Annotated in this window: 27 protein-coding genes; 16 read left to right on the forward strand and 11 right to left on the reverse strand. The window is 58.9% G+C overall.

Features of this window, described 5'->3' with window-relative positions:
• Positions 1 to 2: 2 nt before the first annotated feature.
• Positions 3 to 1,385 (reverse strand): glutamine synthetase family protein, encoded by a 1,383-nt coding sequence (locus H8F21_RS01155; RefSeq protein WP_203477434.1) that lies wholly within the window; start codon positions 1,383 to 1,385, stop codon positions 3 to 5.
• Between the two features lie 244 nt (positions 1,386 to 1,629).
• Between H8F21_RS01155 and H8F21_RS01160 the strand changes: the two genes are divergently transcribed.
• The 5 genes from H8F21_RS01160 (at position 1,630) to H8F21_RS01180 (ending at position 6,335) form a co-directional block, all read left to right on the forward strand.
• Positions 1,630 to 2,508: a LysR family transcriptional regulator gene (locus tag H8F21_RS01160; RefSeq protein ID WP_203477431.1), complete on the forward strand. Its 879-nt coding sequence runs from the start codon at positions 1,630 to 1,632 to the stop codon at positions 2,506 to 2,508.
• Between the two features lie 202 nt (positions 2,509 to 2,710).
• Positions 2,711 to 2,977 (forward strand): DNA-directed RNA polymerase subunit omega, encoded by a 267-nt coding sequence (rpoZ, locus tag H8F21_RS01165; protein WP_028942466.1) that lies wholly within the window; start codon positions 2,711 to 2,713, stop codon positions 2,975 to 2,977.
• Positions 2,978 to 3,037: 60 nt separating this feature from the next.
• Positions 3,038 to 5,146 carry a bifunctional GTP diphosphokinase/guanosine-3',5'-bis pyrophosphate 3'-pyrophosphohydrolase gene (gene spoT / locus H8F21_RS01170; protein ID WP_136478753.1) on the forward strand — a complete coding sequence of 703 codons (2,109 nt, stop codon included), beginning with the start codon at positions 3,038 to 3,040 and terminating at the stop codon, positions 5,144 to 5,146.
• Between the two features lie 23 nt (positions 5,147 to 5,169).
• The gene (locus H8F21_RS01175; RefSeq protein ID WP_038615925.1) at positions 5,170 to 5,550 is read left to right on the forward strand and encodes a RidA family protein; all 381 of its coding nucleotides are present in this window, start codon (positions 5,170 to 5,172) and stop codon (positions 5,548 to 5,550) included.
• A 59-nt stretch (positions 5,551 to 5,609) separates the two neighbouring features.
• Complete coding sequence (locus H8F21_RS01180) at positions 5,610 to 6,335, forward strand: hypothetical protein (RefSeq protein WP_203477428.1); 726 nt, start codon at positions 5,610 to 5,612, stop codon at positions 6,333 to 6,335.
• A gap of 12 nt (positions 6,336 to 6,347) precedes the next feature.
• Here the strand turns inward: H8F21_RS01180 and H8F21_RS01185 are convergent, their stop codons facing one another.
• The gene (locus tag H8F21_RS01185; protein ID WP_203477425.1) at positions 6,348 to 7,205 is read right to left on the reverse strand and encodes an SDR family oxidoreductase; all 858 of its coding nucleotides are present in this window, start codon (positions 7,203 to 7,205) and stop codon (positions 6,348 to 6,350) included.
• A 196-nt stretch (positions 7,206 to 7,401) separates the two neighbouring features.
• On the opposite strand from H8F21_RS01185, the gene exbB reads away from it, so the two are divergent.
• The 6 genes from exbB to H8F21_RS01215 all read left to right on the forward strand — a co-directional run bounded on the left by exbB (position 7,402) and on the right by H8F21_RS01215 (position 14,141).
• Positions 7,402 to 8,400: a tonB-system energizer ExbB gene (exbB, locus tag H8F21_RS01190; protein ID WP_203477422.1), complete on the forward strand. Its 999-nt coding sequence runs from the start codon at positions 7,402 to 7,404 to the stop codon at positions 8,398 to 8,400.
• 3 nt (positions 8,401 to 8,403) lie between these two features.
• Positions 8,404 to 8,829, forward strand: a complete 426-nt coding sequence (gene exbD / locus H8F21_RS01195) for a TonB system transport protein ExbD (protein WP_136478757.1) — start codon at positions 8,404 to 8,406, stop codon at positions 8,827 to 8,829.
• Positions 8,826 to 9,563, forward strand: coding sequence for an energy transducer TonB (locus H8F21_RS01200; protein ID WP_136478758.1), 738 nt, complete (start codon positions 8,826 to 8,828; stop codon positions 9,561 to 9,563). Before exbD ends, H8F21_RS01200 begins: the two co-directional genes overlap by 4 nt.
• A 93-nt stretch (positions 9,564 to 9,656) precedes the next feature.
• A complete protein-coding gene (locus tag H8F21_RS01205; RefSeq protein ID WP_136478759.1) occupies positions 9,657 to 10,577 on the forward strand; it encodes a hydrogen peroxide-inducible genes activator in 921 nt (306 codons plus the stop codon).
• Between the two features lie 9 nt (positions 10,578 to 10,586).
• Positions 10,587 to 12,662, forward strand: coding sequence for an ATP-dependent DNA helicase RecG (recG, locus tag H8F21_RS01210; protein ID WP_203477409.1), 2,076 nt, complete (start codon positions 10,587 to 10,589; stop codon positions 12,660 to 12,662).
• A 78-nt stretch (positions 12,663 to 12,740) separates the two neighbouring features.
• Positions 12,741 to 14,141 carry an aminoacyl-tRNA deacylase and HDOD domain-containing protein gene (locus H8F21_RS01215; RefSeq protein ID WP_203477398.1) on the forward strand — a complete coding sequence of 467 codons (1,401 nt, stop codon included), beginning with the start codon at positions 12,741 to 12,743 and terminating at the stop codon, positions 14,139 to 14,141.
• A 23-nt stretch (positions 14,142 to 14,164) separates the two neighbouring features.
• Here the strand turns inward: H8F21_RS01215 and H8F21_RS01220 are convergent, their stop codons facing one another.
• From H8F21_RS01220 to H8F21_RS01240, 5 genes are all read right to left on the reverse strand, one after another.
• Positions 14,165 to 14,539: a helicase gene (locus H8F21_RS01220; RefSeq protein WP_203477395.1), complete on the reverse strand. Its 375-nt coding sequence runs from the start codon at positions 14,537 to 14,539 to the stop codon at positions 14,165 to 14,167.
• Between the two features lie 138 nt (positions 14,540 to 14,677).
• Complete coding sequence (locus H8F21_RS01225) at positions 14,678 to 15,070, reverse strand: hypothetical protein (RefSeq protein ID WP_203477392.1); 393 nt, start codon at positions 15,068 to 15,070, stop codon at positions 14,678 to 14,680.
• A 154-nt stretch (positions 15,071 to 15,224) separates the two neighbouring features.
• Positions 15,225 to 15,500 carry an HU family DNA-binding protein gene (locus H8F21_RS01230; protein ID WP_003213368.1) on the reverse strand — a complete coding sequence of 92 codons (276 nt, stop codon included), beginning with the start codon at positions 15,498 to 15,500 and terminating at the stop codon, positions 15,225 to 15,227.
• A 187-nt stretch (positions 15,501 to 15,687) separates the two neighbouring features.
• Positions 15,688 to 16,836, reverse strand: coding sequence for an NAD(P)/FAD-dependent oxidoreductase (locus H8F21_RS01235; RefSeq protein WP_203477389.1), 1,149 nt, complete (start codon positions 16,834 to 16,836; stop codon positions 15,688 to 15,690).
• A 34-nt stretch (positions 16,837 to 16,870) separates the two neighbouring features.
• Positions 16,871 to 17,038 carry a rubredoxin gene (locus H8F21_RS01240; RefSeq protein ID WP_136478765.1) on the reverse strand — a complete coding sequence of 56 codons (168 nt, stop codon included), beginning with the start codon at positions 17,036 to 17,038 and terminating at the stop codon, positions 16,871 to 16,873.
• Between the two features lie 168 nt (positions 17,039 to 17,206).
• Here H8F21_RS01240 and H8F21_RS01245 point away from each other — a divergent pair, with 168 nt between their 5' ends.
• On the forward strand, positions 17,207 to 17,770 hold the full coding sequence (locus H8F21_RS01245) for a chorismate--pyruvate lyase family protein (RefSeq protein ID WP_203477386.1): 564 nt from the start codon (positions 17,207 to 17,209) through the stop codon (positions 17,768 to 17,770).
• On the forward strand, positions 17,770 to 18,657 hold the full coding sequence (gene ubiA, locus H8F21_RS01250; protein WP_203477383.1) for a 4-hydroxybenzoate octaprenyltransferase: 888 nt from the start codon (positions 17,770 to 17,772) through the stop codon (positions 18,655 to 18,657). Before H8F21_RS01245 ends, ubiA begins: the two co-directional genes overlap by 1 nt.
• Before the next feature lie 72 nt (positions 18,658 to 18,729).
• Here the strand turns inward: ubiA and H8F21_RS01255 are convergent, their stop codons facing one another.
• A complete protein-coding gene (locus tag H8F21_RS01255) occupies positions 18,730 to 19,101 on the reverse strand; it encodes a COG4315 family predicted lipoprotein (RefSeq protein ID WP_136478768.1) in 372 nt (123 codons plus the stop codon).
• Between the two features lie 146 nt (positions 19,102 to 19,247).
• Between H8F21_RS01255 and phoB the strand changes: the two genes are divergently transcribed.
• From phoB to H8F21_RS01270, 3 genes are all read left to right on the forward strand, one after another.
• Positions 19,248 to 19,937: a phosphate regulon transcriptional regulator PhoB gene (phoB, locus tag H8F21_RS01260; RefSeq protein ID WP_028942483.1), complete on the forward strand. Its 690-nt coding sequence runs from the start codon at positions 19,248 to 19,250 to the stop codon at positions 19,935 to 19,937.
• Positions 19,938 to 19,979: 42 nt separating this feature from the next.
• The gene (phoR, locus tag H8F21_RS01265) at positions 19,980 to 21,290 is read left to right on the forward strand and encodes a phosphate regulon sensor histidine kinase PhoR (protein ID WP_203477381.1); all 1,311 of its coding nucleotides are present in this window, start codon (positions 19,980 to 19,982) and stop codon (positions 21,288 to 21,290) included.
• 115 nt (positions 21,291 to 21,405) lie between these two features.
• Entirely contained in the window at positions 21,406 to 22,746 is a 1,341-nt protein-coding gene (locus H8F21_RS01270; RefSeq protein WP_203477377.1) for a hemolysin family protein, read from the forward strand.
• Positions 22,747 to 22,752: 6 nt separating this feature from the next.
• Here H8F21_RS01270 and H8F21_RS01275 read toward each other — a convergent pair whose 3' ends face one another.
• The 3 genes from H8F21_RS01275 to phoU all read right to left on the reverse strand — a co-directional run bounded on the left by H8F21_RS01275 (position 22,753) and on the right by phoU (position 25,669).
• Entirely contained in the window at positions 22,753 to 23,649 is an 897-nt protein-coding gene (locus H8F21_RS01275; RefSeq protein ID WP_203477375.1) for a peptidoglycan DD-metalloendopeptidase family protein, read from the reverse strand.
• 201 nt (positions 23,650 to 23,850) lie between these two features.
• A complete protein-coding gene (locus H8F21_RS01280) occupies positions 23,851 to 24,747 on the reverse strand; it encodes a response regulator (protein WP_203583913.1) in 897 nt (298 codons plus the stop codon).
• Positions 24,748 to 24,910: 163 nt separating this feature from the next.
• A complete protein-coding gene (phoU, locus tag H8F21_RS01285) occupies positions 24,911 to 25,669 on the reverse strand; it encodes a phosphate signaling complex protein PhoU (protein WP_203477371.1) in 759 nt (252 codons plus the stop codon).
• Positions 25,670 to 25,741 lie beyond the last annotated feature (72 nt).

Here is a 25,741-nt window from a genome sequence, read left to right on the forward strand (position 1 = left end):
CATCACACGGTATGCAGGTACCAGTTGTATTCGAGGTCGGAAATCGACACCTCGAACTCGGTCATTTCGCTTTCCTTGCAGGCAACAAAAATGTCGATGTAGTCCGGGCTGATGTATTTGTTCAGCACTTCGCTGTCATCGAGCTCACGCAACGCATCGCGCAGGTTGTTTGGCAGGCTTTGCTCCAACTGTTCGTAGGAGTTGCCTTCAATCGGCGCGCCAGGCTCGATCTGATTGGTCAGACCGTGGTGGATGCCTGCCAGAATCGCCGCCATCATCAAGTACGGGTTGGCATCTGCGCCCGCTACACGGTGCTCGATACGTACTGCATCGCTGCTGCCGGTAGGCACGCGTACTGCCACCGTTCGGTTGTCCAAGCCCCAGCTAGGCGCATTCGGCACATAGAACTGGGCACCGAACCGGCGGTAGGAGTTGACGTTCGGGCACAGGAAGGCCATCGACGCCGGCATGGTTTCCAGCACGCCACCGATAGCGTGGCGCAGGGTTTCGCTTTGCTCCGGATCATCGCTGGTGAAGATGTTCTTGCCAGTTTTCTTGTCCAGCAACGAGATATGCACATGCAGGCCATTGCCCGCCTGGCCAGGGTACGGCTTGGCCATGAAGGTGGAATCCATCTCATGGTCGTAGGCGATGTTTTTGATCAGGCGCTTGAGCAGCACCGCGTAGTCGCAGGCTTTGATCGCATCAGCAACGTGGTGCAGGTTGACCTCGAACTGCGCAGGGGCGCTTTCCTTGACGATGGCATCGGCTGGAATGCCCTGCTCTTTCGCCGCTTCGAGCATGTCCTGCAGGCAGTCCACATACTCGTCTAGATCATCGATCAGGTAGACCTGGGTCGACTGCGGTCGCTTGCCGGAAATTGGCGAGCGCGGTGGCTGTGGGCGACCGTTGAGGTTGTCCTGGTCGATCAGGTAGAACTCAAGCTCGAACGCCGCGCAAATATCCAGGCCGAGCGCATCGAACTTCTCGACCACACCGCGCAGGACTTCTCGCGGGTCAGCAAAGAACGGCGCGCCGTCCAACTCGTGCATCGTCATCAATAACTGGGCGGTTGGGCGCTTTTGCCAGGGTTCGTAGCTCAGGGTACCCGGAATCGGGAAACAAATACGGTCTGCGTCGCCGATATCCAGGCCCAGTCCGGTGCTTTCCACGGTGGAGCCATTGATATCCAGGGCAAATAGCGATGCCGGCAGGTTGATACCTTTTTCGTAGACCTTGACCAGGCTCGCTCGCTCGATGCGCTTGCCTCGTACCACTCCGTTCATGTCGGCAATCAGCAGATCGACAAACTGCACCTCAGGGTGGGCCTTGAGAAATTCACCCATCTCGTCGAGAGGGATGGCGCGCGGGGAGACCGACGTCATGGCTAGGCATCCTTTGATTTTTTATCGAACGATTGTGAAGGAGGTACTGCGGCGCTACTGGGAGCGGCGATGGTTTAGTTTGTTCTTTTAAGTAGTCCCATCGTGGGGAACTGCAGGGCGATGCCATCTGGGACTCACGTTCCACATCCTGACAACGCCGCGAGTTGATTCACGACTGCTGGCTCACTATAGAATGGCCCTAACGCAACAGACATTGGCATTTAGGCAAGCAAAGAGTGCACCCATGCAATATCAGATCAGTCACGCCGACCTCTCGCTGGTACTCGCCCTGGTACGCGGGCGCTCACTGGCAAAAGCCGCAGAGCTACTGCGGGTGGATGTTTCGACGGTATTTCGCTCGATCCGGCGCATGGAAGCAGCCCTGGGGACCGCGTTATTTGTAAAAAGCCGCAAGGGCTACATCCCTACCGGCACGGCTCAGGCCCTGGCCGAGCAGGCCGAGCGCGCCGAACAGGCACTGGATGCTGCCCGGGTAGCACTGGAGCACGGTGAACAGGTGGTCAGCGGCACCGTGCGCCTGACCTGTACCGATGCCGTATTGCACAGCCTTTTGCTGCCAGCACTGGCCGAGTTCATGCCAGCCTACCCGGCGTTGTCGCTTGAGCTGGCAACCTCCAATACCTTTGCCAATCTGAGTCGACGAGATGCCGACCTCGCCTTGCGCCTGACTAACTCGCCACCTGAGCACTTGGTTGGCCGCTGCCTCGGCTCGGCCTCCTACGTGGTCTGTGGCCGCGAGGAATATCGGGAAAAACTCAAACAAATCCCGGCCAGCCTGCCCTGGATTGCCCCGGACGACACCATGCAGGACCACTCTACCGTGGTCTGGCGCAGCGAGCACCTGCCCGCCGTGAACCCGCGTTATAAGTGCAGCAGCATCTCTGCCATTGCGCAGTTGGTAACCGCCGGCCTGGGCGTGGCCGCCCTGCCCGACTACATGGCCCACACCCTGCCAGGCGTCGAGGCATTGAGCGACGCCCTGCCCGGCTGTGATACCGAGCTATGGCTACTGACCCGTCCCGATTGCCGCGCGTTGCGCTCGGTGCAGACTCTGTTCGACGAGCTTACCCCGCGCCTTCGCGATGCCTTGGGTCGCCAGTAGCATCGTGGCGCTCCTATCGTCTGGGCGCGTTCGATCGCAACCAACACAAGACGGTTGTGCTAGAGCCCTTTAACTAGGTATCGTCAAGACAACAAGGACCCGAAACGAAATCAGCGCTTCCCTAAAGGCTGGTGATTTTTTAAACTATCGAGTCCGCTCGCCCATTTGGGCTGAACACCGCATTTGCTACTTGAGGAAGACCATGGCCCGCGTAACCGTTGAAGACTGCCTAGAACACGTGGATAACCGTTTTGAGCTGGTCATGCTCTCTACCAAGCGTGCCCGTCAGCTGGCCACCGGCGGCAAAGAGCCGAAAGTGGCATGGGAAAACGACAAACCTACCGTCGTTGCCCTGCGTGAAATCGCTGAAGGTATCTGCACCCCTGAGTTCATCGCTGCCGAATCCATCGTCGAAGTCGAGCCTGCTTTCGCCTTCGGTAGTGAGGAAGAGGCCAACGAGGCCGTCTAAGCCTATGCCTGGTCGACGTAGTACGGCGCAGGTCCCCTTTCCTCGGCAGGAGGTAATCCTGTGCCGAGCATAGACGCCCTCGCCGATCGTCTGTCGACCTACCTCGGCCCAGACCAGGTCAACCTGGTACGCCGAGCGTACTTCTACGCCGAACAAGCCCACGACGGCCAACGCCGTCGTAGCGGTGAGCCTTACGTCACGCATCCGCTGGCGGTGGCAAGCATCCTCGCCGACATGCACATGGACCATCAAAGCCTGATGGCGGCCATGCTTCATGACGTGATCGAAGACACCGGCATCGCCAAGGAAGCCCTCAGCTCGCAGTTTGGCGAGACGGTGGCCGAGCTGGTCGATGGAGTCAGCAAGCTGACTCAAATGAATTTCGAGACCAAGGCCGAAGCCCAGGCGGAAAACTTCCAGAAAATGGCGATGGCCATGGCCCGGGATATCCGCGTAATTCTGGTAAAGCTGGCCGACCGCCTGCACAACATGCGCACACTTGAAGTGCTGTCGGGCGAAAAACGCCGACGCATTGCCAAGGAAACCCTGGAAATCTACGCCCCCATCGCCAATCGCCTGGGTATGCACAGCGTGCGCGTGGAGTTCGAAGACCTAGGCTTCAAGGCCATGCACCCGATGCGCTCTGCGCGCATCTACCAGGCGGTCAAACGGGCCCGTGGCAACCGCAAGGAATTGGTCAACAAGATCGAAGAGTCCCTCGCCCACTGCCTAGCTGTCGACGGCATCGAAGGCGAAGTCAGCGGCCGGCAGAAACATCTCTATGGCATCTACAAGAAGATGCGCGGCAAGCGTCGCGCCTTCAACGAGATCATGGATGTCTATGCGTTTCGCATCATTGTCGACAAGGTAGACACCTGCTACCGCGTACTCGGCGCCGTGCACAACCTGTACAAGCCACTGCCGGGGCGTTTCAAGGACTACATTGCGATTCCCAAGGCCAACGGCTACCAGTCGCTGCATACCACCTTGTTCGGTATGCACGGCGTGCCAATCGAGATCCAGATTCGCACCCGCGAAATGGAAGAGATGGCCAACAACGGCATTGCTGCCCACTGGCTGTACAAGTCCAGCGACGACGAGCAGCCCAAAGGCACCCATGCCCGTGCCCGCCAGTGGGTCAAAGGCGTGCTGGAAATGCAGCAACGGGCTGGCAACTCCTTGGAATTCATCGAAAGCGTGAAGATCGACCTGTTCCCGGACGAGGTCTACGTGTTCACGCCCAAGGGCCGCATCATGGAGCTGCCCAAAGGCTCCACCGCGGTCGATTTTGCTTACGCGGTACACACCGACGTCGGCAACAGTTGCATCGCCTGCCGAATCAATCGGCGCCTGGCGCCGCTGTCCGAACCCTTGCAGAGTGGTTCGACGGTCGAGATCGTCAGCGCCCCCGGCGCGCGGCCAAATCCTGCCTGGCTCAATTTTGTCGTCACCGGCAAGGCCCGCACGCATATTCGCCATGCCCTCAAGCTGCAACGCCGCTCCGAATCCATCAGCCTGGGCGAACGCCTGCTGAACAAGGTACTCAATGGCTTCGACAGTGCACTGGACAAAATCCCTCAGGAACGCGTCCAGGCCATGCTCAGCGAATATCGCCTGGAGCAGATCGAGGACATGCTCGAAGACATCGGCCTGGGCAATCGCATGGCTTATGTCGTTGCCCGCCGCCTGCTCTCTACAGAAGGCGAACAGCTCTCGACTCCAGAAGGACCACTGGCCATTCGCGGAACCGAAGGCCTGGTACTCAGCTACGCCAAGTGCTGCACCCCCATCCCGGGTGATCCGATCGTTGGCCACTTGTCTGCGGGCAAAGGCATGGTCGTGCACCTTGAGAACTGCCGGAATATCAGTGAAATCCGTCACAACCCGGAAAAATGCGTACAGCTGTCCTGGGCCAAGGATGTCACCGGCGAGTTCAACGTCGAACTGCGCGTCGAGCTGGAACACCAGCGCGGCCTGATCGCCCTGCTCGCCAGTAGCGTCAATGCCGCCGACGGCAACATTGAAAAAATCAGCATGGATGAACGCGATGGTCGCATCAGCGTGGTCCAACTGGTGGTAAGCGTACACGACCGCGTGCACCTGGCCCGTGTGATCAAAAAACTGCGCGCCCTGACCGGGGTGATTCGCATCACCCGTATGCGCACGTAGCCCAATAACAGCAAGGAATCATCATGACCAAGACCGTCATCACCAGTGACAAGGCCCCAGCCGCCATCGGCACCTACTCCCAGGCAATCAAGGCCGGCAACACTGTGTACATGTCCGGCCAGATCCCTCTGGACCCGAAAACCATGGAACTGGTTGAAGGCTTCGAAGCCCAGACCGTACAGGTCTTCGAAAACCTCAAGGCTGTTGCTGAAGCCGCTGGCGGTTCGTTCAAGGACATCGTCAAGCTGAACATCTTCCTGACCGACCTGAGCCACTTCGCCAAGGTCAACGAGATCATGGGCAAGTATTTCGAACAGCCTTATCCTGCCCGCGCCGCCATCGGCGTTGCCGCCCTGCCACGCGGCTCGCAGGTTGAAATGGACGCGATTCTGGTCCTCGAGTAATACCCCCGCGCGGCGAGTCGCCCGGCTCGCCCCCGCTTTGCCCCGGAAAGGACCCCGCTATGCGCCACGCGCTCGCCCTGACCCTGGCTGCCGCACTGCTCGGCGGCTGCGCTAGCCACAAACCTGAAGATTACAACGGTATCTGGATCAACCAGAAAGCCATCGACACCGCCGCCAAAGGCGTCAGCCTGCGCCAGGCGCTGCAAGACAACGGTCCCAATTTTGAGTGGAAGCTCAATATTGCGGCGGCCCAGGCCAGCTTCGACAATGGCTTCGAAATCGCTAAAGGCCAGCTCAAGGCTGGAGAGAAGCAGTACCAGGCTGAATTCCCTGGCGACCAGGTCGAAACCCTGGTGCTGGACGGTAATGAGCTGGTGCAAAAATCCACCCCGCCACAACGCTTCGAGAAGGCGCGCACGCCTGCGCCAATGGGAGCACGTACCGGCACTACCTTCGAGCAGGCCCTGTACAGCGCCTACATGGGTGGTGAGTGGAAAATCATTGAAGGCCCAGGCCAAGGCGCCCAGGTACGTTTTCGCGACAATGGCAGCGTTGAAGGCTTGCCCAATCTGGACCGCTACGCGCTTTGCCTGGCTGGCGACTGCGCCGACATGAGCGGCGCATACGACAGCCTGTGGCTGGAGCGCAATCAGAAAGGCGCGCCCTGGATCTTCAAACGTAACGGTGATCAGTTGGAAATTCTGCAGGCGCTCAACAGCGCTCAGCCGGATGAGAAACCGCAGCTCACTCCAGGCGCTCGCCAATGGCTGCTCGAGCGCGACTGATCGGTTAGCGCCTCAGGCTTTATCGCTCAGGATTGCGGCGTAGCCTTCCTTGTAGCTCGGGTACTGTGGCTCCCAGCCCAATGCCCGGGCACGAGCGTTACTGCAGCGCTTGCTACCGGTACGACGCACCCGCTCCTGCTCAGACCACTGCGTTACGCCCATGTATTGGCGCAACCATGCCACCACTTCGGCCAAAGGTGCTGGCGCGTCGTCCACACCGATGTAGCAATCGTCCAAGGTACGCCCCTGGGTATCGGCCTTGAGCAGAAAGGCGAGCAGACCCGCGGCATCGTCGGCGTGAATCCGATTGGCGTACAGTGGAGGTTCTTCGGTTACTCGGTATCCCTGACGCACCTGGCTCAATAGCCATTCACGCCCTGGCCCGTAAATTCCTGTAAGGCGCACAATCGAGGCCGGGATACCGCTGGTCAGCGCCAGTTTTTCTGCCTCCAGCATGACGATACCCGAGTAACCCTGCGGCTCGGTCGCCGACGTTTCATTAACGCATTCGCCATTCTGCTGGGCATGCACACTGCTACTGGACACAAAGAGCAAGCGCCGCGGCTTCTGTTCGTGCGCAGCCAACCAACCGAGAACGTGCTGCAAGCCCTCGACATAGGCGGCTTGATATCCCGCTTCGTCGTGCTTGCTGGCTGCCACGCAGTACACCAGATAATCCGGCGTCACCTCTGGCCAGGCGTCGGGACAGCGGCGGTCAAAGAGGTCTGCAGCTACCCCTTTGACCCCGACAGGCAACTGCTCGACATTGCGGCGCAAGCCGCTCACTTGCCATCCACACGCCAGCATTTGCTTGGCCAGGCGGCTACCGACATCACCACAACCGACAATAAGAACTGATGGCGCAGACATCCCGAAACTCCGCAAATCAAAGGCCCAGCCTATCCAAATAAATCGATAGGCGGCTAGCTATGATAGAAAAAAAGTAACTTTATTACTTCTGCTAACAAGAATTACTTGCAATAATGGCCGCCCAAATTTTGTTCTCGGCCCGTCTCGAGGCCTAGAAGGACATCCAACTCTTTCTTCTTCATCAGGTCCGGCCAGCATGACACGTATTCAACCTTCCGCTTCGCCAACCACGCCGCGCGTATGGCGCGCCATTGCCGCGCTGATGTTCAGCCTGGTACTGGCCCCCGCCGCCATGGCCGATGAGCCTGTCACGACCCCCGCTGCACCTGCTGCCGTTGCCCCGGCTACTGCACCTGCCGCCGCGCCTGCAACTGGCGGCGAACAAGCTGCGGCCCCTGTCGATCCGGCTGCTGCCCCGGTAGTGGCCCCCGTAGACGGTCAAGTCCCGGACACCGGTGAGCAAGGCCTGGTTGAAGAAACCAGCTTGGGCATGGCCCATGACCTGTCCCCATGGGGCATGTACAAAAACGCCGACATCGTGGTCAAGATCGTCATGATCGGCCTTGCGATTGCCTCGATCATTACCTGGACCATCTGGATCGCCAAGGGCTTCGAGCTGCTGGGTGCCAAGCGTCGTCTGCGTGGCGAAATTGCCGCCCTGAAAAAGGCTACCACCCTCAAGGAAGCCAGCGATGGCGCCAACAAGGAAGGCACCCTGGCGCACCTGTTGGTCCATGATGCCCTCGATGAAATGCGCCTTTCGGCCAATACCCGCGAGAAAGAAGGCATCAAGGAACGCGTCAGCTTCCGTCTTGAGCGCCTGGTAGCGGCCAGCGGCCGCAACATGAGCAGCGGCACCGGCGTACTGGCCACCATTGGTTCGACCGCACCGTTTGTCGGTCTGTTCGGAACCGTGTGGGGCATCATGAACAGCTTCATCGGCATTGCAAAAACCCAGACCACCAACCTGGCGGTAGTAGCTCCAGGTATTGCCGAAGCCCTGCTGGCTACAGCGTTGGGCCTGGTTGCAGCGATCCCGGCCGTGGTTATCTACAACGTCTTCGCCCGCTCTATCGCTGGGTACAAAGCGCAAGTATCCGACGCTTCTGCAGAAGTGCTGCTGCTGGTCAGCCGCGACCTGGACCACCAGCCAATTGATCGCGCCAGCGCGCCTCACATGGTGAAAGTGGGGTAATCCATGGGCCTGCATCTTAACGAAGGTGGCGACGACCTCGCCGAGAACCACGAAATCAACGTCACACCGTTTATCGATGTGATGTTGGTCCTGCTGATCATCTTCATGGTGGCGGCGCCTCTGGCAACCGTTGATATCAAGGTCGACCTGCCAGCCTCTACCGCCAAACCGGCACCGAGGCCGGAGAAGCCGATCTTCCTCAGCGTCAAGGCTGACCAAAATGTCTACGTCGGCGAAGAGCAGGTCCAGCGCGAGCAACTCGGCGCTCTGCTCGATGCCAAGACCAAAGGCGACAAGGACACGACGATCTTCTTCCAGGCCGACAAAGGCGTGGACTATGGCGATCTGATGGAAGTCATGAATACGCTGCGCGCGGCCGGTTACCTGAAAGTCGGTCTGGTCGGGCTTGAGACGGCAGCCAAGAAATGATCAAGACGCGGCATAAGCTGGCGCGTTACAGCAGTAGTCTGGCAATTGTGCTGGGTATCCATGCCATTGCCGTGCTGCTGACGCTCAATTGGTCGGTACCCCAAGCAATCGAATTGCCGCCTGCGGCGATGATGATCGAGATGGCACCGCTGCCAGTACCTGCTCCACCTCCACCGCCCAAGGTAGTGACTCCGCCTCAACCGCCAGCGCCGGTCGAAGAATTGCCGCTGCCGAAACTGGCTGAGGCACCGAAGCCGAAGATCGCCGTTGCCAAGCAGGTCAAGCCGAAGGCCAAACCGCAGCCGCCCAAACCTGAGAAAAAGCCTGAGCCGCCGCAGGACAAGCCTACCGACGAGCAAGTGGTCGATACGCCGCCAAGCAACGCGCCAGCGCAGAAATCCGCAGCGCCTGCTCCCAGTATCGCCACCAACAGCAATGCCTTGCCAACCTGGCAGAGTGACCTGTTGCGCCACCTGGCCAAGTACAAGCGCTATCCGGAAAATGCTCGGCGCATGCGCATGGAAGGCATCAACCGCTTACGCTTCGTGGTCGATGGCGAGGGCAAGATCCTCTCCTACGCCCTGGCTGGAGGCTCGGGAAGTGCGGCACTGGACAGAGCAACCCTGGAGATGATCCGTCGCGCTCAACCGGTACCACCACCACCCAAGGAATTGCTGAACAACGGCAGCATCGAAGTGATCGCGCCATTCGTCTACTCGCTGGATAAGCGCTGACGCATTGTTTCTGTCACAAACGGGCAACTCTGATAACGTGCGTCTATCGATTGCAGCCGCTATGCTGGGGCCGCAAATTCATGGACGCCCGTTATGACCCTCACAGAATTGCGCTACATCGTCACCCTCGCTCAAGAACAGCACTTCGGCCACGCGGCCGAGCGTTGCCATGTCAGCCAGCCGACTCTATCGGTGGGCGTGAAAAAACTTGAGGATGAGCTCGGTGTACTGATCTTCGAGCGCAGCAAAAGCGCTGTTCGCCTGACCCCGGTTGGCGAAGGAATCGTCGCCCAGGCTCAAAAAGTTCTCGAACAAGCCCAAGGTATCCGCGAGCTGGCCCAGGCTGGCAAGAACCAACTGACCGCCCCGTTGAAAGTCGGCGCGATCTACACGGTTGGCCCGTATCTGTTCCCGCACCTGATCCCGCAACTGCACCGCGTCGCACCGCAGATGCCGTTGTACATCGAAGAAAACTTCACTCACATCCTGCGCGACAAGCTGCGCAACGGTGAGCTGGATGCAGTGATCATCGCCCTGCCGTTCAACGAAGCCGATGTACTGACCTTGCCGTTATACGATGAACCTTTCTATGTGCTGATGCCCAGCGAACATCCCTGGACCAAGAAGCAGACCATCGATTCCAGCCTGCTCAACGACAAGAGCCTGCTGCTGCTAGGCGAAGGTCATTGCTTCCGCGACCAGGTGCTGGAAGCCTGTCCAACCCTTACCAAGGGTAGCGACGGTGCCAAGCACACCACGGTCGAGTCCAGCTCGCTGGAAACCATCCGCCACATGGTGGCGTCGGGCCTTGGTGTATCGATCCTGCCGTTGTCGGCAGTGCACAGCCATCACTACGCCCCTGGAGTCCTCGAAGTGCGCCCACTGAGCCCACCGGCACCGTTTCGCACAGTGGCAATTGCCTGGCGCGCCAGCTTTCCGAGGCCCAAGGCGATCGAGATTCTCGCTGACTCCATCCGCCTGTGCTCGGTGGCCAAGCCATCTGCGAGTCAGTAGGAAGCTGATATGCCGGAGTTGTCTCAGGTTTCGGTAACCGCACTCAAGGGTGTCGGCGAAGCCATGGCTGAAAAGCTGGCCAAGGTCGGACTGGAAAACCTTCAGGACGTACTTTTTCACTTGCCGTTGCGCTATCAGGACCGCACCCGCGTGGTTCCGATTGGCGCCCTGCGTCCGGGCCAGGATGCGGTGATCGAAGGCGTAGTCAGCGGCACGGACGTGGTGATGGGCAAACGCCGCAGCCTACTGGTTCGCCTGGGTGACGGTACCGGCGTGCTGAGCCTGCGCTTCTACCACTTCAGCAATGCGCAGAAAGAAGGCCTTAAACGCGGCACGCACCTGCGCTGCTACGGTGAAGCCCGCCCCGGCGCTTCGGGACTGGAAATCTATCACCCTGAGTACCGCGCCCTGACCGGCGACGAGCCCGCGCCGGTGGAACAAACCCTGACGCCGATTTACCCGACCACCGAAGGCCTGACCCAGCAACGGTTGCGCCAGCTGTGCCAGCAGAGCCTATCCATGCTCGGCCCACGCAGCCTGCCCGACTGGCTCCCGGCAGAATTGGCCCGGGACTACCAACTAGCGCCGTTGGACGATGCGATCCGCTATCTGCATCATCCACCCGCCGATGCCGATGTCGATGAACTTGCCGAAGGCCAGCATTGGGCCCAGCACCGCCTGGCATTCGAAGAGCTGTTGACACATCAGCTGTCTCAACAACGCTTGCGCGAAAGCCTGCGCGCTCAACGCGCTCCAGCGCTGCCCAAGGCCACCCGCTTGCCCGAGCAGTACCTGGCCAATCTCGGCTTCGCGCCAACGGGCGCCCAGCAACGCGTCGGCAACGAGATTGCCTACGACCTCAGCCAGCCGGAGCCGATGCTGCGCCTGGTTCAGGGTGACGTGGGTGCCGGCAAGACCGTAGTGGCGGCCCTGGCAGCCCTGCAGGCGCTTGAGGCCGGCTATCAAGTGGCATTGATGGCGCCCACCGAGATTCTCGCTGAGCAGCACTTCATTACTTTCAAACGCTGGCTTGAACCGCTTGGCATCGAAGTCGCGTGGCTGGCTGGCAAACTCAAGGGCAAAGCTCGCGCCAGCGCTCTGGAGCAAATTGCCGGAGGCGCGCCAATGGTGGTGGGCACGCATGCGCTGTTTCAGGAAGAGGTGAAGTTCAAGAACCTGGCCCTGGCGATCATCGATGAACAGCACCGATTCGGCGTTCAGCAGCGCCTGGCCTTGAGACAAAAAGGCGTAGGTGGTCAGTTATGCCCTCATCAGTTGATCATGACCGCAACGCCTATCCCGCGCACGTTGGCAATGAGCGCCTATGCCGACCTGGATACCTCTATCCTCGATGAGCTGCCGCCCGGCCGTACGCCAGTCAATACCGTTCTGGTTGCTGACAGTCGACGCTTCGAAGTGGTTGAGCGGGTGCGTGCTGCCTGCGCCGAAGGGCGCCAGGCCTATTGGGTGTGCACCCTGATCGAAGAGTCTGAAGAGCTGACCTGCCAAGCAGCTGAAACAACCTTCGAGGAGCTTGGCAGCGCCTTGGGTGAGCTACGCGTCGGCTTGATCCACGGGCGCCTGAAGCCTGCCGAAAAAGCCGCGATCATGGCCGAGTTTAAACAAGGCAACCTGCAGTTGCTGGTCGCCACCACGGTGATCGAGGTCGGGGTAGATGTTCCCAATGCCAGTTTGATGATCATCGAGAACCCGGAGCGTCTTGGTCTTGCGCAACTCCACCAGTTGCGTGGCCGGGTTGGTCGAGGCAGTGCCGTAAGCCATTGTGTCCTGCTTTACCATCCGCCCCTGTCGCAGATAGGGCGCGAGCGCCTGGGCATCATGCGCGAAACCAATGACGGCTTCATCATTGCCGAGAAAGACCTGGAGCTGCGTGGGCCAGGGGAAATGCTGGGTACTCGTCAGACTGGCCTGCTGCAGTTCAAGGTCGCTGACCTGATGCGTGACGCAGACCTGTTACCCGCAGTAAGAGACGCTGCGCAGGTGCTACTGGCGCGCTGGCCTGGTCATGTCAGTCCGCTGCTCGAACGTTGGTTGCGCCATGGGCAGCAGTACGGGCAAGTGTGACGCCCGTCTCAGAATGGATCCATCTTGCGACGCAAGCTGGTTATACTCTTGCGATTATAAAATTTCTGGATGCAGGCCATGACTGAAGTTGCCCTGGACACCGCAACCCCCCACGCTCCGCCTGTTATCCGGCTGCTGCTGGAAAAGGTCGGCATCGCTTATCGCGAAGTGCACGATCATCCAAACTTGCTGCCTGAGCGCAAGGTACAGGCTGTCCTGCTCGACGATGCAGTGGGTGCGCTGATGGTGCTGTTTGCGCAGAACCAATTGCTTGACCTCAACCGCTTGGCCGAACTGACTGGCCGCAAGCTTGCTGCCGTGCCACTGGATCGCCTCAAGCTGATGCTCGACAAGCACGGCCTGAAGCTCCTGCCTGGCATTCCAGCGCTCACCAGCTCCCCGTGTCTCTACGATGAGAGCCTGCTCAAGCCTGAAAAGTTGCTGATTCATTCCGGCGAAGCAGGGTTGCTGCTGGAGATCGAACGTGACGACTTCAAGAAGATGCTAAGCAAAGCCAGCGCCGGTAACTTTGGTGAACCCTTGAGCAGCATTCGTCCGAACCTCGATCGTCCGACCGATGATCGCGACGAGATCACTCAGGCCGTCCAGGCCTTTACCGCGCGCCGTATCCAGCAACGCCTGGAAAGCACCATCGAAATTCCGCCGCTGGCTGAAACCGCGCAGAAAATCATCAAGCTGCGTGTCGATCCCAACGCCACCATCGACGATATTACCGGTGTAGTCGAAACCGACCCGGCGCTGGCTGCGCAAGTGGTCAGTTGGGCTGCCTCGCCCTACTACGCTTCTCCCGGCAAGATTCGTTCAGTAGAGGACGCTATCGTCCGCGTGCTGGGCTTTGATCTGGTGATCAACCTGGCATTAGGGCTGGCGCTGGGCAAAACCTTGAGCCTGCCCAAGGATCACCCGCAGGACACCACACCCTACTGGCAACAGTCGATCTACACGGCTGCCGTGATCGAAGGACTGACCCGTGCCATGCCCCGTGCCGAGCGGCCGGAAGCTGGGCTGACCTACCTGGCCGGGCTGTTGCACAATTTCGGCTACCTGCTCTTGGCGCATGTATTCCCACCGCACTTCTCGCTGATCTGCCGCCATCTGGAGGTCAATCCGCACCTGTGCCACAGCTATGTCGAACAGCACCTGCTAGGTATCAGCCGCGAGCAGATCGGGGCCTGGCTAATGCGTTACTGGGATATGCCTGAAGAGCTGTCCACGGCGCTGCGCTTCCAGCACGACCCGTTCTACGCCGGTGACCATGCAGCGTTCCCGAACCTGGTATGCCTGGCTGTACGTCTGTTACGTACTCGAGGCATTGGCTCCGGCCCGGACGAGTCGATCCCGGACGAACTGCTGGAGCGCCTGAACATAACCCGCGAAAAAGCGGCGGATGTGGTGAACAAAGTGCTGGAAGCAGAAGCGCTGCTGCGCGAACTGGCCTCGCAGTTCAATCACCACTGAGCCGGTGGCCTGCCCCTGCGGGGTCAGGCCTTTTTCTTCGGTTTCAGGTATTTCATAAGCCCCTGGAACCAGATGACCAGCGCCGGATTGCCCTTGATCTGGATGTTTTTTTCCTGAATTCCCTGCATGAATGCCAACTGCTTGTTCTTCGCTTGCAGGGTGGCAAAGCCGTAGGCTGAATCTTTGAAGGCAATGGCAAACGCCGGCTGGGGATGAGTGCCCGACTGGCTGCTGATACGCATGCCTTTGACAATGAAGTGACGTGCAACCTTGCCATCGAGCGTCTGCAACTGGAATACCAGGTCCTTGTCGGCCAATTGTTGCTGGAACGCCGGGTTTTTGCGGCTGGCCTTGGCCATCAACAGCCCCATGGCCCAAAGGAGAAAGCGAAACTTCATGTGCGCGCCTCGGCTAAAAAGTGACTGGCGAAGCAGTTTATAGTCTCACTAGAAAAACACCACACTTTGCTACTAATTTCGCGAAGATGAGGACAATTTGCTGGGTAAAAGGCTCAATCCTACTCAGAATCCGGCCATTCATACTTGTGCCTGACTGCTGACAAAGGGCTTCAAATGCCGCCCGATACCCTCGCTTAATAGCACCGCCATCAACGTCAGGCTGCCATTGAGGCTGGCATAAAACAGCGCGCGTACCGGGTGTTCGGGCATTAGCCAATAGAGGATCAACGCAGCTTGGGCCAGCGTCAGCAAGAGACGAACACGCAAACGCATGATCATGGCGACGGGAATACTGAAGATCATCAGCAAATACCAGGCTCCCCAGGCGACCATTCCAGCAGCCACGCCTCGGGCGGTGAAACCGCCAAAATTCTGTTTGTAATAGCTGACAGCGTAATCGTTGAGCAGCACAAAAAGCACACATGCCAGGGTGTGCAGAGCGAAATTGAGTAGAAGACGGCGCCGGATCATACGACACCCAAGCCACGAACCGCCGTCCTGGCGTTATAAGTCTTGCAGTGCATCTTGCGTCCCTCCTTGGACGTATTCCGCAGCCAGGCAGCGGTAATGAAAACGGGCACCGCGCAGGTACCCGTCTTCCAATGCAATCAACCCATGCGAGGCATCAAGGATTGACGCTGTCCTTCAGGGACTTGCCTGGCTTGAACGCAACGGTATTGCTGGCTTTGATTTTGACAGGCTCGCCGGTTTGCGGGTTTTTGCCAGTGCGAGCACCGCGGTGACGTTGCAGGAAGGTGCCAAATCCGACCAGAGTCACACTGTCTTTACGATGCAGTGCGCCAGTGATTTCTTCGAGAACGGCGTTGAGCACGCGATTGGCTTGCTCTTTGGTGAGGTCGGCCTTTTCAGCGATAGCTGCGGCGAGTTCTGGTTTGCGCATAGTGAAGCCTCTTAGACGGTTTTTTGTTTTTATGCCGTGCTGCTCTTCGCAAGCAGCGCCCAAGGCACCGCAGGCTCTAAACTGCGGCAGACGGGAGTGAGAATGGCATGCCGTCAGGGGCCGCGCCAGTCTCTGGGCGGCCATTGTTCACGCAAACACAGGGGTAATCCGACAGAATGCAGGCCGTTTACGCCATAAGCGCGGGAAGTTGCCGATTTAGAGCCAGCTTCTCCATGACTGCCGAGCCCGTAAGGGCGTAGCCGAGCAGGTTGCCTTCAGCATCGTGACAGAGCACTTTAAGGTCGATGCCCTGGCCTTCAACGTGCCAGGTACCTTCACAACCATGAGGCGGCACAGATACCACCAACGGGCAGGCGGGGGTTTTTACCGTTACCGGCATGGGGCCATAGGCAACCGCCGTAGGGTTACCAACCAAGGTTTGCGCCAAGGCGCGCGCGCAATTCATCAGCGGCATGACATAAAGCAGATTCAAACCATCGACTTCGGCGCAGTCGCCCAGTGCATAGATATTGGCATGGGAGGTGCGCAACTGCCGATCGACCACTACACCTCGGTTGACCTGCAAGCCGGCTGCAGCGGCCATATCGATACGCGGACGCAAGCCGACAGCAGAAACCACCAAATCGCACGCGATTACCAGGCCGTCGGACAGGTGCGCCTCCAGGCCTGCGCCAACCCGCTGCAGGCGGGTCAACACCGGGCCCAGGTGCAAGCGTACCCCGAGCCCTTCCAGGCAGGTCTGCACGGCAGCTGCGGCAGCCGGATGCAATAGAGTTGGCATCACCTGCTCACAGGGCGCCACCAAATCCACCTGGAAACCTCCCAGGCTCATGTCATTGGCGAACTCACAGCCTATAAGCCCAGCGCCCAAAATCAACACCCGCTGCTTGCCTGCAGCGGCGGCGCGAAATCGAGCGTAATCCTCGAGGTCGTTGATCGGAAAAATCGCATCGCCGGCATCGCCTTCAACCGGCACCTGCACGGTTTGCGCCCCCCAAGCCAGAATCAGGTCGCGGTAGATAACCTGCTCCTCACCAATCCACAGGCGCTTATGACCAGGGTCGATTCCGCTGATACGGGTGTGGGTGCGTACTTCGGCGTTGAGCTGCTCGGCCATGGCTCCGGGTTCGGCCATGCTCAGGCCGTCAGCATCCTTGTTCTTGGCAAAGCCGGTAGAAAGCATTGGCTTTGAGTAGGATCGGCCATCATCGGCGGTAATCAGTAACAGCGGCGAATCGCCGTCGAGCTTGCGAAATTCGCGGGCCAGGTTGTAACCCGCCAATCCTGTTCCAACAATTACCACTGGAGCCGTCATGCCATGCCTTCCTCGAATCTTGGTTATAAAATGATCAGCCGATAGCGATCATTTCGAAGTCCATCTTGCCTACGCCACAGTCTGGACACAGCCAGTCCTGCGGAACATCTTCCCAGCGTGTGCCTGGGGCGATGCCGTCATCCGGCCAGCCCTCGGCCTCATCGTAAATCAGACCGCAAACAATACACTGCCACTTTTTCATCACGTTTTTCCTCAACGAATCCAGGCTTTGGAGTGGCCGCTCTAGACAAAATTACATTGGCGACCATCTAAGGAAGGGCTTTGTACTGGAGCCAGGTGCCAGCATGCAAGCCGGATCGGGCAATCATGCTAAGCTCGCCGTCTCTTTGGCCTGTTAATCCATACCATCGTGTCGTACGAAACGTTGCAAGCGCCCGCTGCAGAATGGTTGCAGCACTCTCAGGTAGCAGACAGCGCAACGCCCGCGCTTCTGGACTGGTTGTTCGATCAAGGATCTCTGACCCGTCGCCTGACTCGATTATCCGCCGACCACTTTTCCGTTACACCCCTTTATGAAGGATGGCAGCCGCTGCGTGATGACGAGTGCCAGGCATTAGGCCTGGCCCCGCAAAGCGAAGGCTGGGTACGCGAAGTGTATTTGCGAGGCCACGGCCAAGCCTGGGTGTTCGCCCGAAGCGTCGCCGCACGTAGCGCTCTGGAAAGCGGCGGGCTGGATATGGAAGCGTTGGGCAGTCGCTCCCTGGGGGAGCTGCTGTTCTGCGACCATGCCTTCACGCGCCGTGCCATTGAAGTCTGCCATTACCCCAAGACCTGGCTGCCGACCATCGATGCCAGCGACAAACTCTGGGGACGGCGCTCACGCTTCGATCGTGACGCGTTGAGCATCTTGGTAGCCGAAGTCTTCCTGCCTTCACTGTGGCAGGCTACCGAGATTGCCGGGGGGATCCGCTGATGTACCTGCAACTGCTCAAGTCGCTCAATCGCCTGCACCCACGGGCCTGGGATTTTATCCAACTTAGCCGCATGGACCGGCCGATCGGCATTTACCTGCTGCTTTGGCCAACGCTTTCGGCTGTGTGGATTGCCGCCAAGGGCACGCCAACCCTGGCCAACGTGCTGATTTTCACCCTCGGCGTGGTAATGATGCGTGCGGCCGGTTGCGCTATCAACGATTTCGCCGACCGCAAGGTCGATGGTCACGTCAAACGTACGGCCGACCGCCCCTTGGCCGCTGGCAGGATCAATGCCCGCGAAGCATTGGTACTGTTTGCCGTGCTGGTGGGCGCCAGTTTCCTGCTGGTGCTATGCACCAACACCAGGACTGTGTGGCTATCGTTCGGCGCCGTGGCGCTAGCGGCGTGCTATCCGTTCATGAAGCGCTACACCTACTACCCACAAGTAGTGCTGGGGGCAGCGTATTCATGGGGCATTCCCATGGCCTTCACCGCAGCCAACGGCGAGCTGCCGGCCATCGCCTGGCTGCTGTACATCGCCAATTTGCTGTGGACCGTGGGTTATGACACCTACTACGCCATGGTCGACCGCGATGACGATCTGAAGATTGGGGTGAAATCCACTGCCATTCTGTTTGGCGAAGCTGATCGGGTCATCATCCTGACCCTGCAGGTACTTTCGCTAGGCTGCCTGTTGCTGGCAGGCATGCGTTTTGAATTGGGCGGCTGGTTCCATCTGGGCCTGATGGCAGCGTTGCTGTGCTTTGTCTGGGAATTCTGGTCGACCCGCAATCTCGACCGAGAGTCCTGCTTCAAGGCGTTTTTGCACAACCACTGGGCTGGGCTGCTGATATTCGTGGGGATTGTGCTGGATTACAGTTTCTGAACCCGCGCGGGGCAAGCCCACTCCCACCCGAGCAGCAGTGGAAGCGGGCTTGCCCTGTGATTAACGTCGCGGTCACTTGATCACATGCCACACATCCTTCATGCCATCACCGGTCATATCCCCGCCTTTCTTGTCCTTGATGAAGGTGTAGACCGGCTTGCCCTTGTAAGCCCACTGCATTGAACCGTCGTCACGCTTGATCTGCGTCCACCCCTCTTCGGCCATGTCACCATCCTTGACCAGCAACGGCGGCCAGTTCTTGGCGCACTCATCGTTGCACATGGATTTTCCGCCCGAGTCCTTGTCGAAGGTATAAAGCGTCATGCCGGCATGGTCGACCATCACACCATCTTTCATCATGGCATGATGGGCGGAAGCGATTCCCGGCAAGGCCAGTGCCACTGCAGTGAAAAGCGCCATCCAGTTCAGCGTATGTCGTGTCATTGGATCCACCGTGTTTCTCGGGAGAGGGAATGTAAGCCTAGCCCAGTAACCGAATGTTGCTGCTATAGCCCACGACTTGTCACACGACTGCAATAATTCCGTTATCTAATGCGGGCCAAGACACCTTTAATGGAAGAGGTTTAAGCATGGTTGGCAGAAACATTCTCATCGTTGACGACGAAGCGCCAATTCGCGAAATGATCGCCGTTGCATTGGAGATGGCCGGCTATGACTGCCTGGAAGCAGAAAACTCCCAGCAGGCCCACGCCATCATCGTCGACCGCAAGCCAGACCTGATCCTGCTGGACTGGATGCTCCCGGGCACCTCTGGCATCGAGCTGGCCCGACGCCTCAAGCGCGACGAGCTGACCGGCGATATTCCGATCATCATGCTCACCGCCAAGGGTGAAGAAGACAACAAGATCCAGGGTCTTGAAGTTGGCGCTGATGACTACATCACCAAACCCTTCTCACCTCGCGAGTTGGTGGCCCGCCTGAAGGCCGTGCTGCGCCGTGCAGGTCCAAGCGACGGCGAAGCGCCAATTGAAGTCGGCGGTTTGCTGCTCGATCCCATCAGCCATCGGGTCACCATCGACGGCAAGCCTGCTGAAATGGGGCCTACCGAATATCGCTTGCTGCAGTTCTTCATGACCCACCAGGAACGTGCCTACACACGTGGCCAATTGCTCGACCAGGTATGGGGCGGCAATGTCTATGTCGAAGAGCGCACCGTCGATGTGCATATCCGCCGTCTGCGCAAGGCACTGGGTGAGGCTTACGAGAATCTGGTACAAACTGTGCGTGGGACCGGTTATCGCTTCTCGACCAAAAGCTGAATCGATAATCAGGCCAAGGTATAGGAAAGGACGCGTCGTTAATTGAACCAGAACTGGCATGGCACCCTGATTCGCCACATGCTGCTGTTGATTACCGCCTGCCTGCTGGTTGGTTTGATCAGTGGTTATTACGGCTGGAGCCTGGCCCTTGGCCTGGCGCTCTACTTGGGCTGGACACTCAAGCAACTGTTGCGCCTGCACGAGTGGCTACGCTTGCACAAGCCCGATGAGGCACCGCCCGATGGGTATGGCTTGTGGGGCGAGGTGTTCGACAGCATTTATCACCTGCAACGCCGCGACCAACGCGTGCGTGGCCGTCTGCAGGCAGTGATCGATCGCGTGCAGGAGTCCACAGCGGCTCTCAAGGATGCTGTGATCATGCTCGACAGCGATGGCAACCTGGAATGGTGGAACCGCGCTGCTGAAACCCTGCTAGGCCTGAAAACTCCCCAGGACAGCGGTCAACCAGTAACCAACCTGGTTCGCCACCCGCGCTTCAAGGAGTACTTCGAACAGGAGAACTACGTCGAACCGCTGGAAATACCGTCACCGATCAACGACCGCCTGCGCGTGCAGCTGCATATCACCCGGTATGGCAACAATGAACATCTGATGCTGGTCCGCGACGTCACCCTTATCCACCAGCTCGAACAAATGCGTAAGGACTTCGTTGCTAACGTCTCTCATGAGCTGCGCACGCCGTTGACCGTCATTGCCGGCTACCTGGAAACCTTGCTCGATAACGTCGAGCAGGTGAACCCGCGCTGGGTCCGGGCGCTACAGCAGATGCAACAACAGGGCCTGCGCATGCAGACCCTGCTCAACGACCTGCTGCTGCTGGCCAAGCTTGAGGCCACGGACTACCCCTCGGACAACCAGCCAGTGGCCGTAGAACCACTCCTGCAAACGATCAAAAACGATGCCCAAGCCCTGTCGGGTCAACGCAACCAGCGCATCACGCTGGAAGCCGCTCCCGGCATTCGTCTCAAAGGCAGTGAGGCGGAGTTGCGCAGCGCCTTCTCCAATCTGGTCTTCAATGCCGTCAAGTACACTCAGGATGAAGGGCAGATCCGCATCCGCTGGTGGGCCGACGAACACGGCGCGCACTTGAGCGTCCAGGATTCGGGGATTGGCATTGATGCCAAGCACCTGCCACGCCTGACCGAACGTTTTTATCGGGTCGACTCCAGTCGAGCGTCCAACACTGGCGGTACCGGCCTTGGTCTGGCGATCGTCAAGCACGTACTCTTGCGGCACCGCGCACGCCTTGAGATCAGTAGCGTGCCAGGCCATGGCAGCACCTTTACCTGTCATTTCGCCCCCACCCAGATTGCCCAACGCACGCCCGTCTGAAGGTTCGCCACTAGGCAATTGCGCCCTCACCCGCTACATTGGCGGACTTGTGCCAGCGAATGCTGGCACAGCATTTCTTCCCATTTTCAAATGACGGACCCCGTAAAACCCCATCATGGACCCATCCCCTGGTATTAGCTTCGCCTCACTTTTTGCCGATTTCGGCATGATTCTTTTTGCTCTGCTGCTGGTACTGCTCAACGGCTTTTTCGTTGCTGCCGAGTTCGCCATGGTCAAATTGCGCTCGACAAAGGTCGAGTCGATTGCCGTGCAGCATGGCTGGCGCGGGCAAATCCTGCGCACCGTACACAACCAGCTGGACGCCTACCTTTCGGCTTGCCAGCTAGGTATCACCCTCGCCTCGCTGGGCCTGGGCTGGGTTGGTGAGCCCGCTTTCGCCCACTTGCTCGAGCCTTTACTGGCGGCTGTCGGCGTGCAGTCGCCGGAAGTCATCAAGGCAGTGTCGTTCTTCAGTGCCTTCTTCGTGATTTCCTACCTGCACATCGTGGTGGGTGAGCTGGCGCCCAAGTCCTGGGCCATTCGCAAACCCGAGCTGCTGTCGCTGTGGACTGCAGTGCCGCTGTACCTGTTCTACTGGGCAATGTACCCGGCAATTTACCTGCTCAACGCCAGCGCCAACGCCATTTTGCGCATTGCCGGCCAAGGTGAACCCGGTCCGCACCACGAACACCACTACAGCCGTGATGAACTGAAGCTGATTCTGCACTCCAGCCGTGGCCAGGACCCTAGCGACCAAGGCATGCGTGTTCTGGCTTCAGCGGTGGAAATGGGCGAACTGGAGGTGGTCGACTGGGCCAACTCCCGTGAGGACATGGTCTGCCTGGAAGCACATGCGCCGCTTAAAGAGATCCTGGCGATGTTCCGTCGGCACAAGTTCAGCCGCTACCCGGTGTTCGACTCCCAGCGCGGTGAGTTCATCGGCCTGCTGCACATCAAGGATCTGCTGTTGGAGCTGGCTGATCTGGAGCACATACCCGAGTCGTTCAATCTCGCCGAGCTGACCCGGCCGCTGGAGCGCGTGTCCCGACACATGCCGCTGTCGCATCTGCTCGAGCAGTTCCGCAAGGGCGGAGCGCACTTTGCCCTGGTTGAAGAAGCCGACGGCAAGGTGATTGGCTACCTGACCATGGAAGACGTGCTGGAAGTGCTGGTAGGTGACATCCAGGACGAGCATCGCAAGGCCGAACGCGGCATCCTCGCCTACCAGCCAGGCAAACTGCTGGTTCGTGGCGACACGCCGTTGTTCAAGGTCGAGCGTCTGCTGGGCGTGGACCTGGATCACATCGAGGCAGAAACCCTTGCCGGCCTCGTGTACGAGACCCTCAAGCGCGTTCCTGAAGAAGAAGAGCAGATGGAAGTCGAAGGCCTGCGTATCATCATCAAGAAGATGAAAGGCCCGAAAATCGTCCTGGCGAAAGTGCTCAAACTCGATTGAGTCGTCTTATGGGTTGCCAGCTGTAAAGTTCGGCAACCCAGCGACAGGCTGATTGAACTGGTAAGGAATGGATACAAGCTCGAGCCCGACGTTGCGCTGCACCACAAAGTGCAGATGCGGGCCCGTGCTGTTACCGGTGTTGCCGGATTTCGCCAGAGCGGTCCCGTACACCACTTGCTGGCCCTCCCGCACCACCACAGAACCACGCATCAGGTGCAGATAGACGCCCATGGTGCCGTCGTCGTGCAGAATCCGCACGTAATTGCCCGATGGATGAGTGCCGCGCCCGCTCTGACTGTTCTCGGTCTTGATCACTATGCCCGCCCGCGAGGCGATGATTGGTGTTCCTTCCGGCATCGCGATGTCCATCGCATAGCGTCCTTTAGGACCGAAGTGACTGTAGCGCCCATTTGGACCTTGGGTTAAGTGGAACGGCCCGCCGCGCCACGGCAACGGGTACCTAAACGCCTGATAACGCGACCCAGGATTCCCCAGTGCGTAGGAGAACTTCTCTTGATAACTCACTGGCTGGTCCGGTTTCTGTGCGTTGACTATTGTCAGCAACACCGCCGCCCGAGCAGGCACCACGCGACGTACTAGCCGCGTACCGGCGCCCTTGGCATTACCGAGGCGCTCCAGGCGCAGTTCAACTTCTACCGGCGCAAAGGTGTCATTGCGGGCGCTGAAGCTCACGCCAGTAGCGAACTTGATGGCGTGCAGTTTCACCTGACCTTCCAATTGCTCGACCATCCGATCACCGAAGACGAAGGCCTTGGTGCCGGTTAGTGGACGATCGGAATAAGAAACCACCCCGTAGGGATCGGTGCTTTTGTAGAGCGTCGAGGCCAGTGCCGGGCCACAAGCCACGAGCAAGGCACAAAACAGCAGCGAGCGTGCAGGCATGACTAGTGGCTTTATGACAGTTGATATCTGTCGAAGCCTAGCAGCGAATTTCAGCAGAGGAATGGCGAGAGTGTTTCAGCGCCGTGCCAGGAGACGAGTGGTGTACTGATCGAAGTCCACGCATCAACCCGGCGATCGGCGTATGGCAACTGCAATCGGGCAACAGCTGGCCTTCACCCGAGGCAACCCCGCTCCTACCTATCAGGCGCCTGGAACGAAGTGCTTCTGCGCCGTACCGCGAGCAATCAGCCGCGAGAGGTAATCAAGCTTCTGCGCATCCTGATCAACAAATTTGAAAGTCAGCTGCAACCAATCGCTGTCCGGCTTGGGCTCCAGTGCTGCAACAGCATGCAAATAGCCATTGAGTCGGGCGATCTCGGCGTTCTCGCCCTGCTCCAGGTCGAGTACGGCACCTTCGAGTACCTGGGGCAGAGTTTCACCCCGGCGCACCACCAGCAGCGCCTCCTTAAGGCTCAGCGCTTTGATCACGCAAGGCTGGACCCCGCCAGGCAAGCGCAGTTGTCCCTGGCCACGACCAGCAGGTGCGGCAGCGGTCGGCCTAGGGGCATTGACGAGCGGCTGGGAAGCCACCACCGGAGCAGCCGGGGCCGAGGCTTTTACCGATTCGGCACGCCCACCGGTCAACGCACTCAACGAGTCGTTGGCAAAGGCGGAAGTAGCGCGCGTCGGAGCACTGGCCAGCAACGTATCGAGCTTACCGACCTTGGTCAGGGCCTTCTTCACTTTGGTCAGCAATTGCTCGTTGGTGAACGGCTTGCCGACGAAATCGGAAACACCAGCCTGGATCGCCTGAACCACGTTTTCCTTATCGCCACGGCTAGTCACCATGATGAACGGCAGTGTCTTCATCGACTCTTGCTGGCGGCACCAGGTCAACAATTCCAGTCCGGACATTTCTGGCATTTCCCAGTCGCACAGGACCAAGTCAAAGGCTTGGCGCGACAGCAATGTCTGGGCCTTGCGACCGTTGACTGCGTCTTCGATGACAATCCCTGGGAAATAGTTGCGCAGGCACTTCTTCACCAGATCGCGAATGAACGGCGCATCATCCACAACCAACACACTGACTTTACTCATCGCCACTCCTATTGAATCCCGACTAGCATAACGCTGACTGATGGCCATTTGCCAAAAATTGGCTCACGCCGGGACTCGTGATTGCGTTCGCGGCTGCCTTTAAGTGCACACCCCACAAACGAAAACGCCCGGCCAGGGCCGGGCGTTCTTTCTCGGGGCAGTCTTATTTATCGTCAGCTTCGGCTGGAACATTAGCCTTTTCGCTACCGCCCTCGACTTCTTCTTTCATCCGTTTCAGGCCCAGGTGACGTACGTCGGTACCGCGTACCAGGTAAATCACCAGCTCGGAGATGTTGCGCGCATGGTCACCGATCCGCTCAAGCGAACGCAGTGCCCAGATCACGCTGAGTACCCGCGAGATCGAGCGCGGATCTTCCATCATGTAGGTAACCAGTTCGCGCAGTGCGGTCTTGTACTCGCGGTCGATGGTCTTGTCGTACTGGGCTACCGACAGCGCCAAGTCGGCGTCGAAACGAGCGAACGCATCCAGTGCATCACGCACCATGTTGCGCACCTGATCGCCGATGTGACGAACTTCAACGTAACCTCGTGGCGACTCACCCTCTTCACACAGCTGGATGGCGCGGCGGGCAATCTTGGTCGACTCATCGCCAATACGCTCCAGGTCGATGACCGACTTGGAGATACTGATGATCAAGCGCAGGTCGGAAGCAGCCGGCTGGCGACGGGCGAGAATGCGCACGCACTCTTCGTCGATGTTGCGCTCCATCTGGTTGATCTGGTCATCGACTTCACGCACCTGCTGAGCCAGGCCAGAGTCGGCCTCGATCAGCGCGGTAACTGCGTCATTGACTTGCTTCTCGACCAAGCCACCCATTGCCAGGAGGTGGCTGCGCACCTCTTCGAGCTCGGCATTGAACTGCTGGGAGATATGGTGGGTAAGGCTGTCTTTACTGATCATGCTTTCGCTCCGCGAAAAAGCTGCAAGCTGCAACCTGCAAGCTTCAAGTCATACGTGTGATACCGGGCACCT

Origin of the sequence: Pseudomonas arcuscaelestis (assembly GCF_016881005.1) — a bacterium.
GTDB classification, from domain to species: Bacteria; Pseudomonadota; Gammaproteobacteria; order Pseudomonadales; family Pseudomonadaceae; genus Aquipseudomonas; species Aquipseudomonas arcuscaelestis.

What these genes read in the sequence shown, in the direction of transcription:
- H8F21_RS01155 (WP_203477434.1), bottom strand. Translation starts at nt 1,385, where the DNA reads ATGACGTCGGTCTCCCCGCGCGCCATCCCTCTCGACGAGATGGGTGAA.
- H8F21_RS01160 (WP_203477431.1), top strand. Translation starts at nt 1,630, where the DNA reads ATGCAATATCAGATCAGTCACGCCGACCTCTCGCTGGTACTCGCCCTG.
- rpoZ (WP_028942466.1), top strand. Translation starts at nt 2,711, where the DNA reads ATGGCCCGCGTAACCGTTGAAGACTGCCTAGAACACGTGGATAACCGT.
- H8F21_RS01175 (WP_038615925.1), top strand. Translation starts at nt 5,170, where the DNA reads ATGACCAAGACCGTCATCACCAGTGACAAGGCCCCAGCCGCCATCGGC.
- H8F21_RS01180 (WP_203477428.1), top strand. Translation starts at nt 5,610, where the DNA reads ATGCGCCACGCGCTCGCCCTGACCCTGGCTGCCGCACTGCTCGGCGGC.
- H8F21_RS01185 (WP_203477425.1), bottom strand. Translation starts at nt 7,205, where the DNA reads ATGTCTGCGCCATCAGTTCTTATTGTCGGTTGTGGTGATGTCGGTAGC.
- exbB (WP_203477422.1), top strand. Translation starts at nt 7,402, where the DNA reads ATGACACGTATTCAACCTTCCGCTTCGCCAACCACGCCGCGCGTATGG.
- exbD (WP_136478757.1), top strand. Translation starts at nt 8,404, where the DNA reads ATGGGCCTGCATCTTAACGAAGGTGGCGACGACCTCGCCGAGAACCAC.
- H8F21_RS01200 (WP_136478758.1), top strand. Translation starts at nt 8,826, where the DNA reads ATGATCAAGACGCGGCATAAGCTGGCGCGTTACAGCAGTAGTCTGGCA.
- H8F21_RS01205 (WP_136478759.1), top strand. Translation starts at nt 9,657, where the DNA reads ATGACCCTCACAGAATTGCGCTACATCGTCACCCTCGCTCAAGAACAG.
- recG (WP_203477409.1), top strand. Translation starts at nt 10,587, where the DNA reads ATGCCGGAGTTGTCTCAGGTTTCGGTAACCGCACTCAAGGGTGTCGGC.
- H8F21_RS01215 (WP_203477398.1), top strand. Translation starts at nt 12,741, where the DNA reads ATGACTGAAGTTGCCCTGGACACCGCAACCCCCCACGCTCCGCCTGTT.
- H8F21_RS01220 (WP_203477395.1), bottom strand. Translation starts at nt 14,539, where the DNA reads ATGAAGTTTCGCTTTCTCCTTTGGGCCATGGGGCTGTTGATGGCCAAG.
- H8F21_RS01225 (WP_203477392.1), bottom strand. Translation starts at nt 15,070, where the DNA reads ATGATCCGGCGCCGTCTTCTACTCAATTTCGCTCTGCACACCCTGGCA.
- H8F21_RS01230 (WP_003213368.1), bottom strand. Translation starts at nt 15,500, where the DNA reads ATGCGCAAACCAGAACTCGCCGCAGCTATCGCTGAAAAGGCCGACCTC.
- H8F21_RS01235 (WP_203477389.1), bottom strand. Translation starts at nt 16,836, where the DNA reads ATGACGGCTCCAGTGGTAATTGTTGGAACAGGATTGGCGGGTTACAAC.
- H8F21_RS01240 (WP_136478765.1), bottom strand. Translation starts at nt 17,038, where the DNA reads ATGAAAAAGTGGCAGTGTATTGTTTGCGGTCTGATTTACGATGAGGCC.
- ubiA (WP_203477383.1), top strand. Translation starts at nt 17,770, where the DNA reads ATGTACCTGCAACTGCTCAAGTCGCTCAATCGCCTGCACCCACGGGCC.
- H8F21_RS01255 (WP_136478768.1), bottom strand. Translation starts at nt 19,101, where the DNA reads ATGACACGACATACGCTGAACTGGATGGCGCTTTTCACTGCAGTGGCA.
- phoB (WP_028942483.1), top strand. Translation starts at nt 19,248, where the DNA reads ATGGTTGGCAGAAACATTCTCATCGTTGACGACGAAGCGCCAATTCGC.
- H8F21_RS01270 (WP_203477377.1), top strand. Translation starts at nt 21,406, where the DNA reads ATGGACCCATCCCCTGGTATTAGCTTCGCCTCACTTTTTGCCGATTTC.
- H8F21_RS01275 (WP_203477375.1), bottom strand. Translation starts at nt 23,649, where the DNA reads ATGCCTGCACGCTCGCTGCTGTTTTGTGCCTTGCTCGTGGCTTGTGGC.
- H8F21_RS01280 (WP_203583913.1), bottom strand. Translation starts at nt 24,747, where the DNA reads ATGAGTAAAGTCAGTGTGTTGGTTGTGGATGATGCGCCGTTCATTCGC.
- phoU (WP_203477371.1), bottom strand. Translation starts at nt 25,669, where the DNA reads ATGATCAGTAAAGACAGCCTTACCCACCATATCTCCCAGCAGTTCAAT.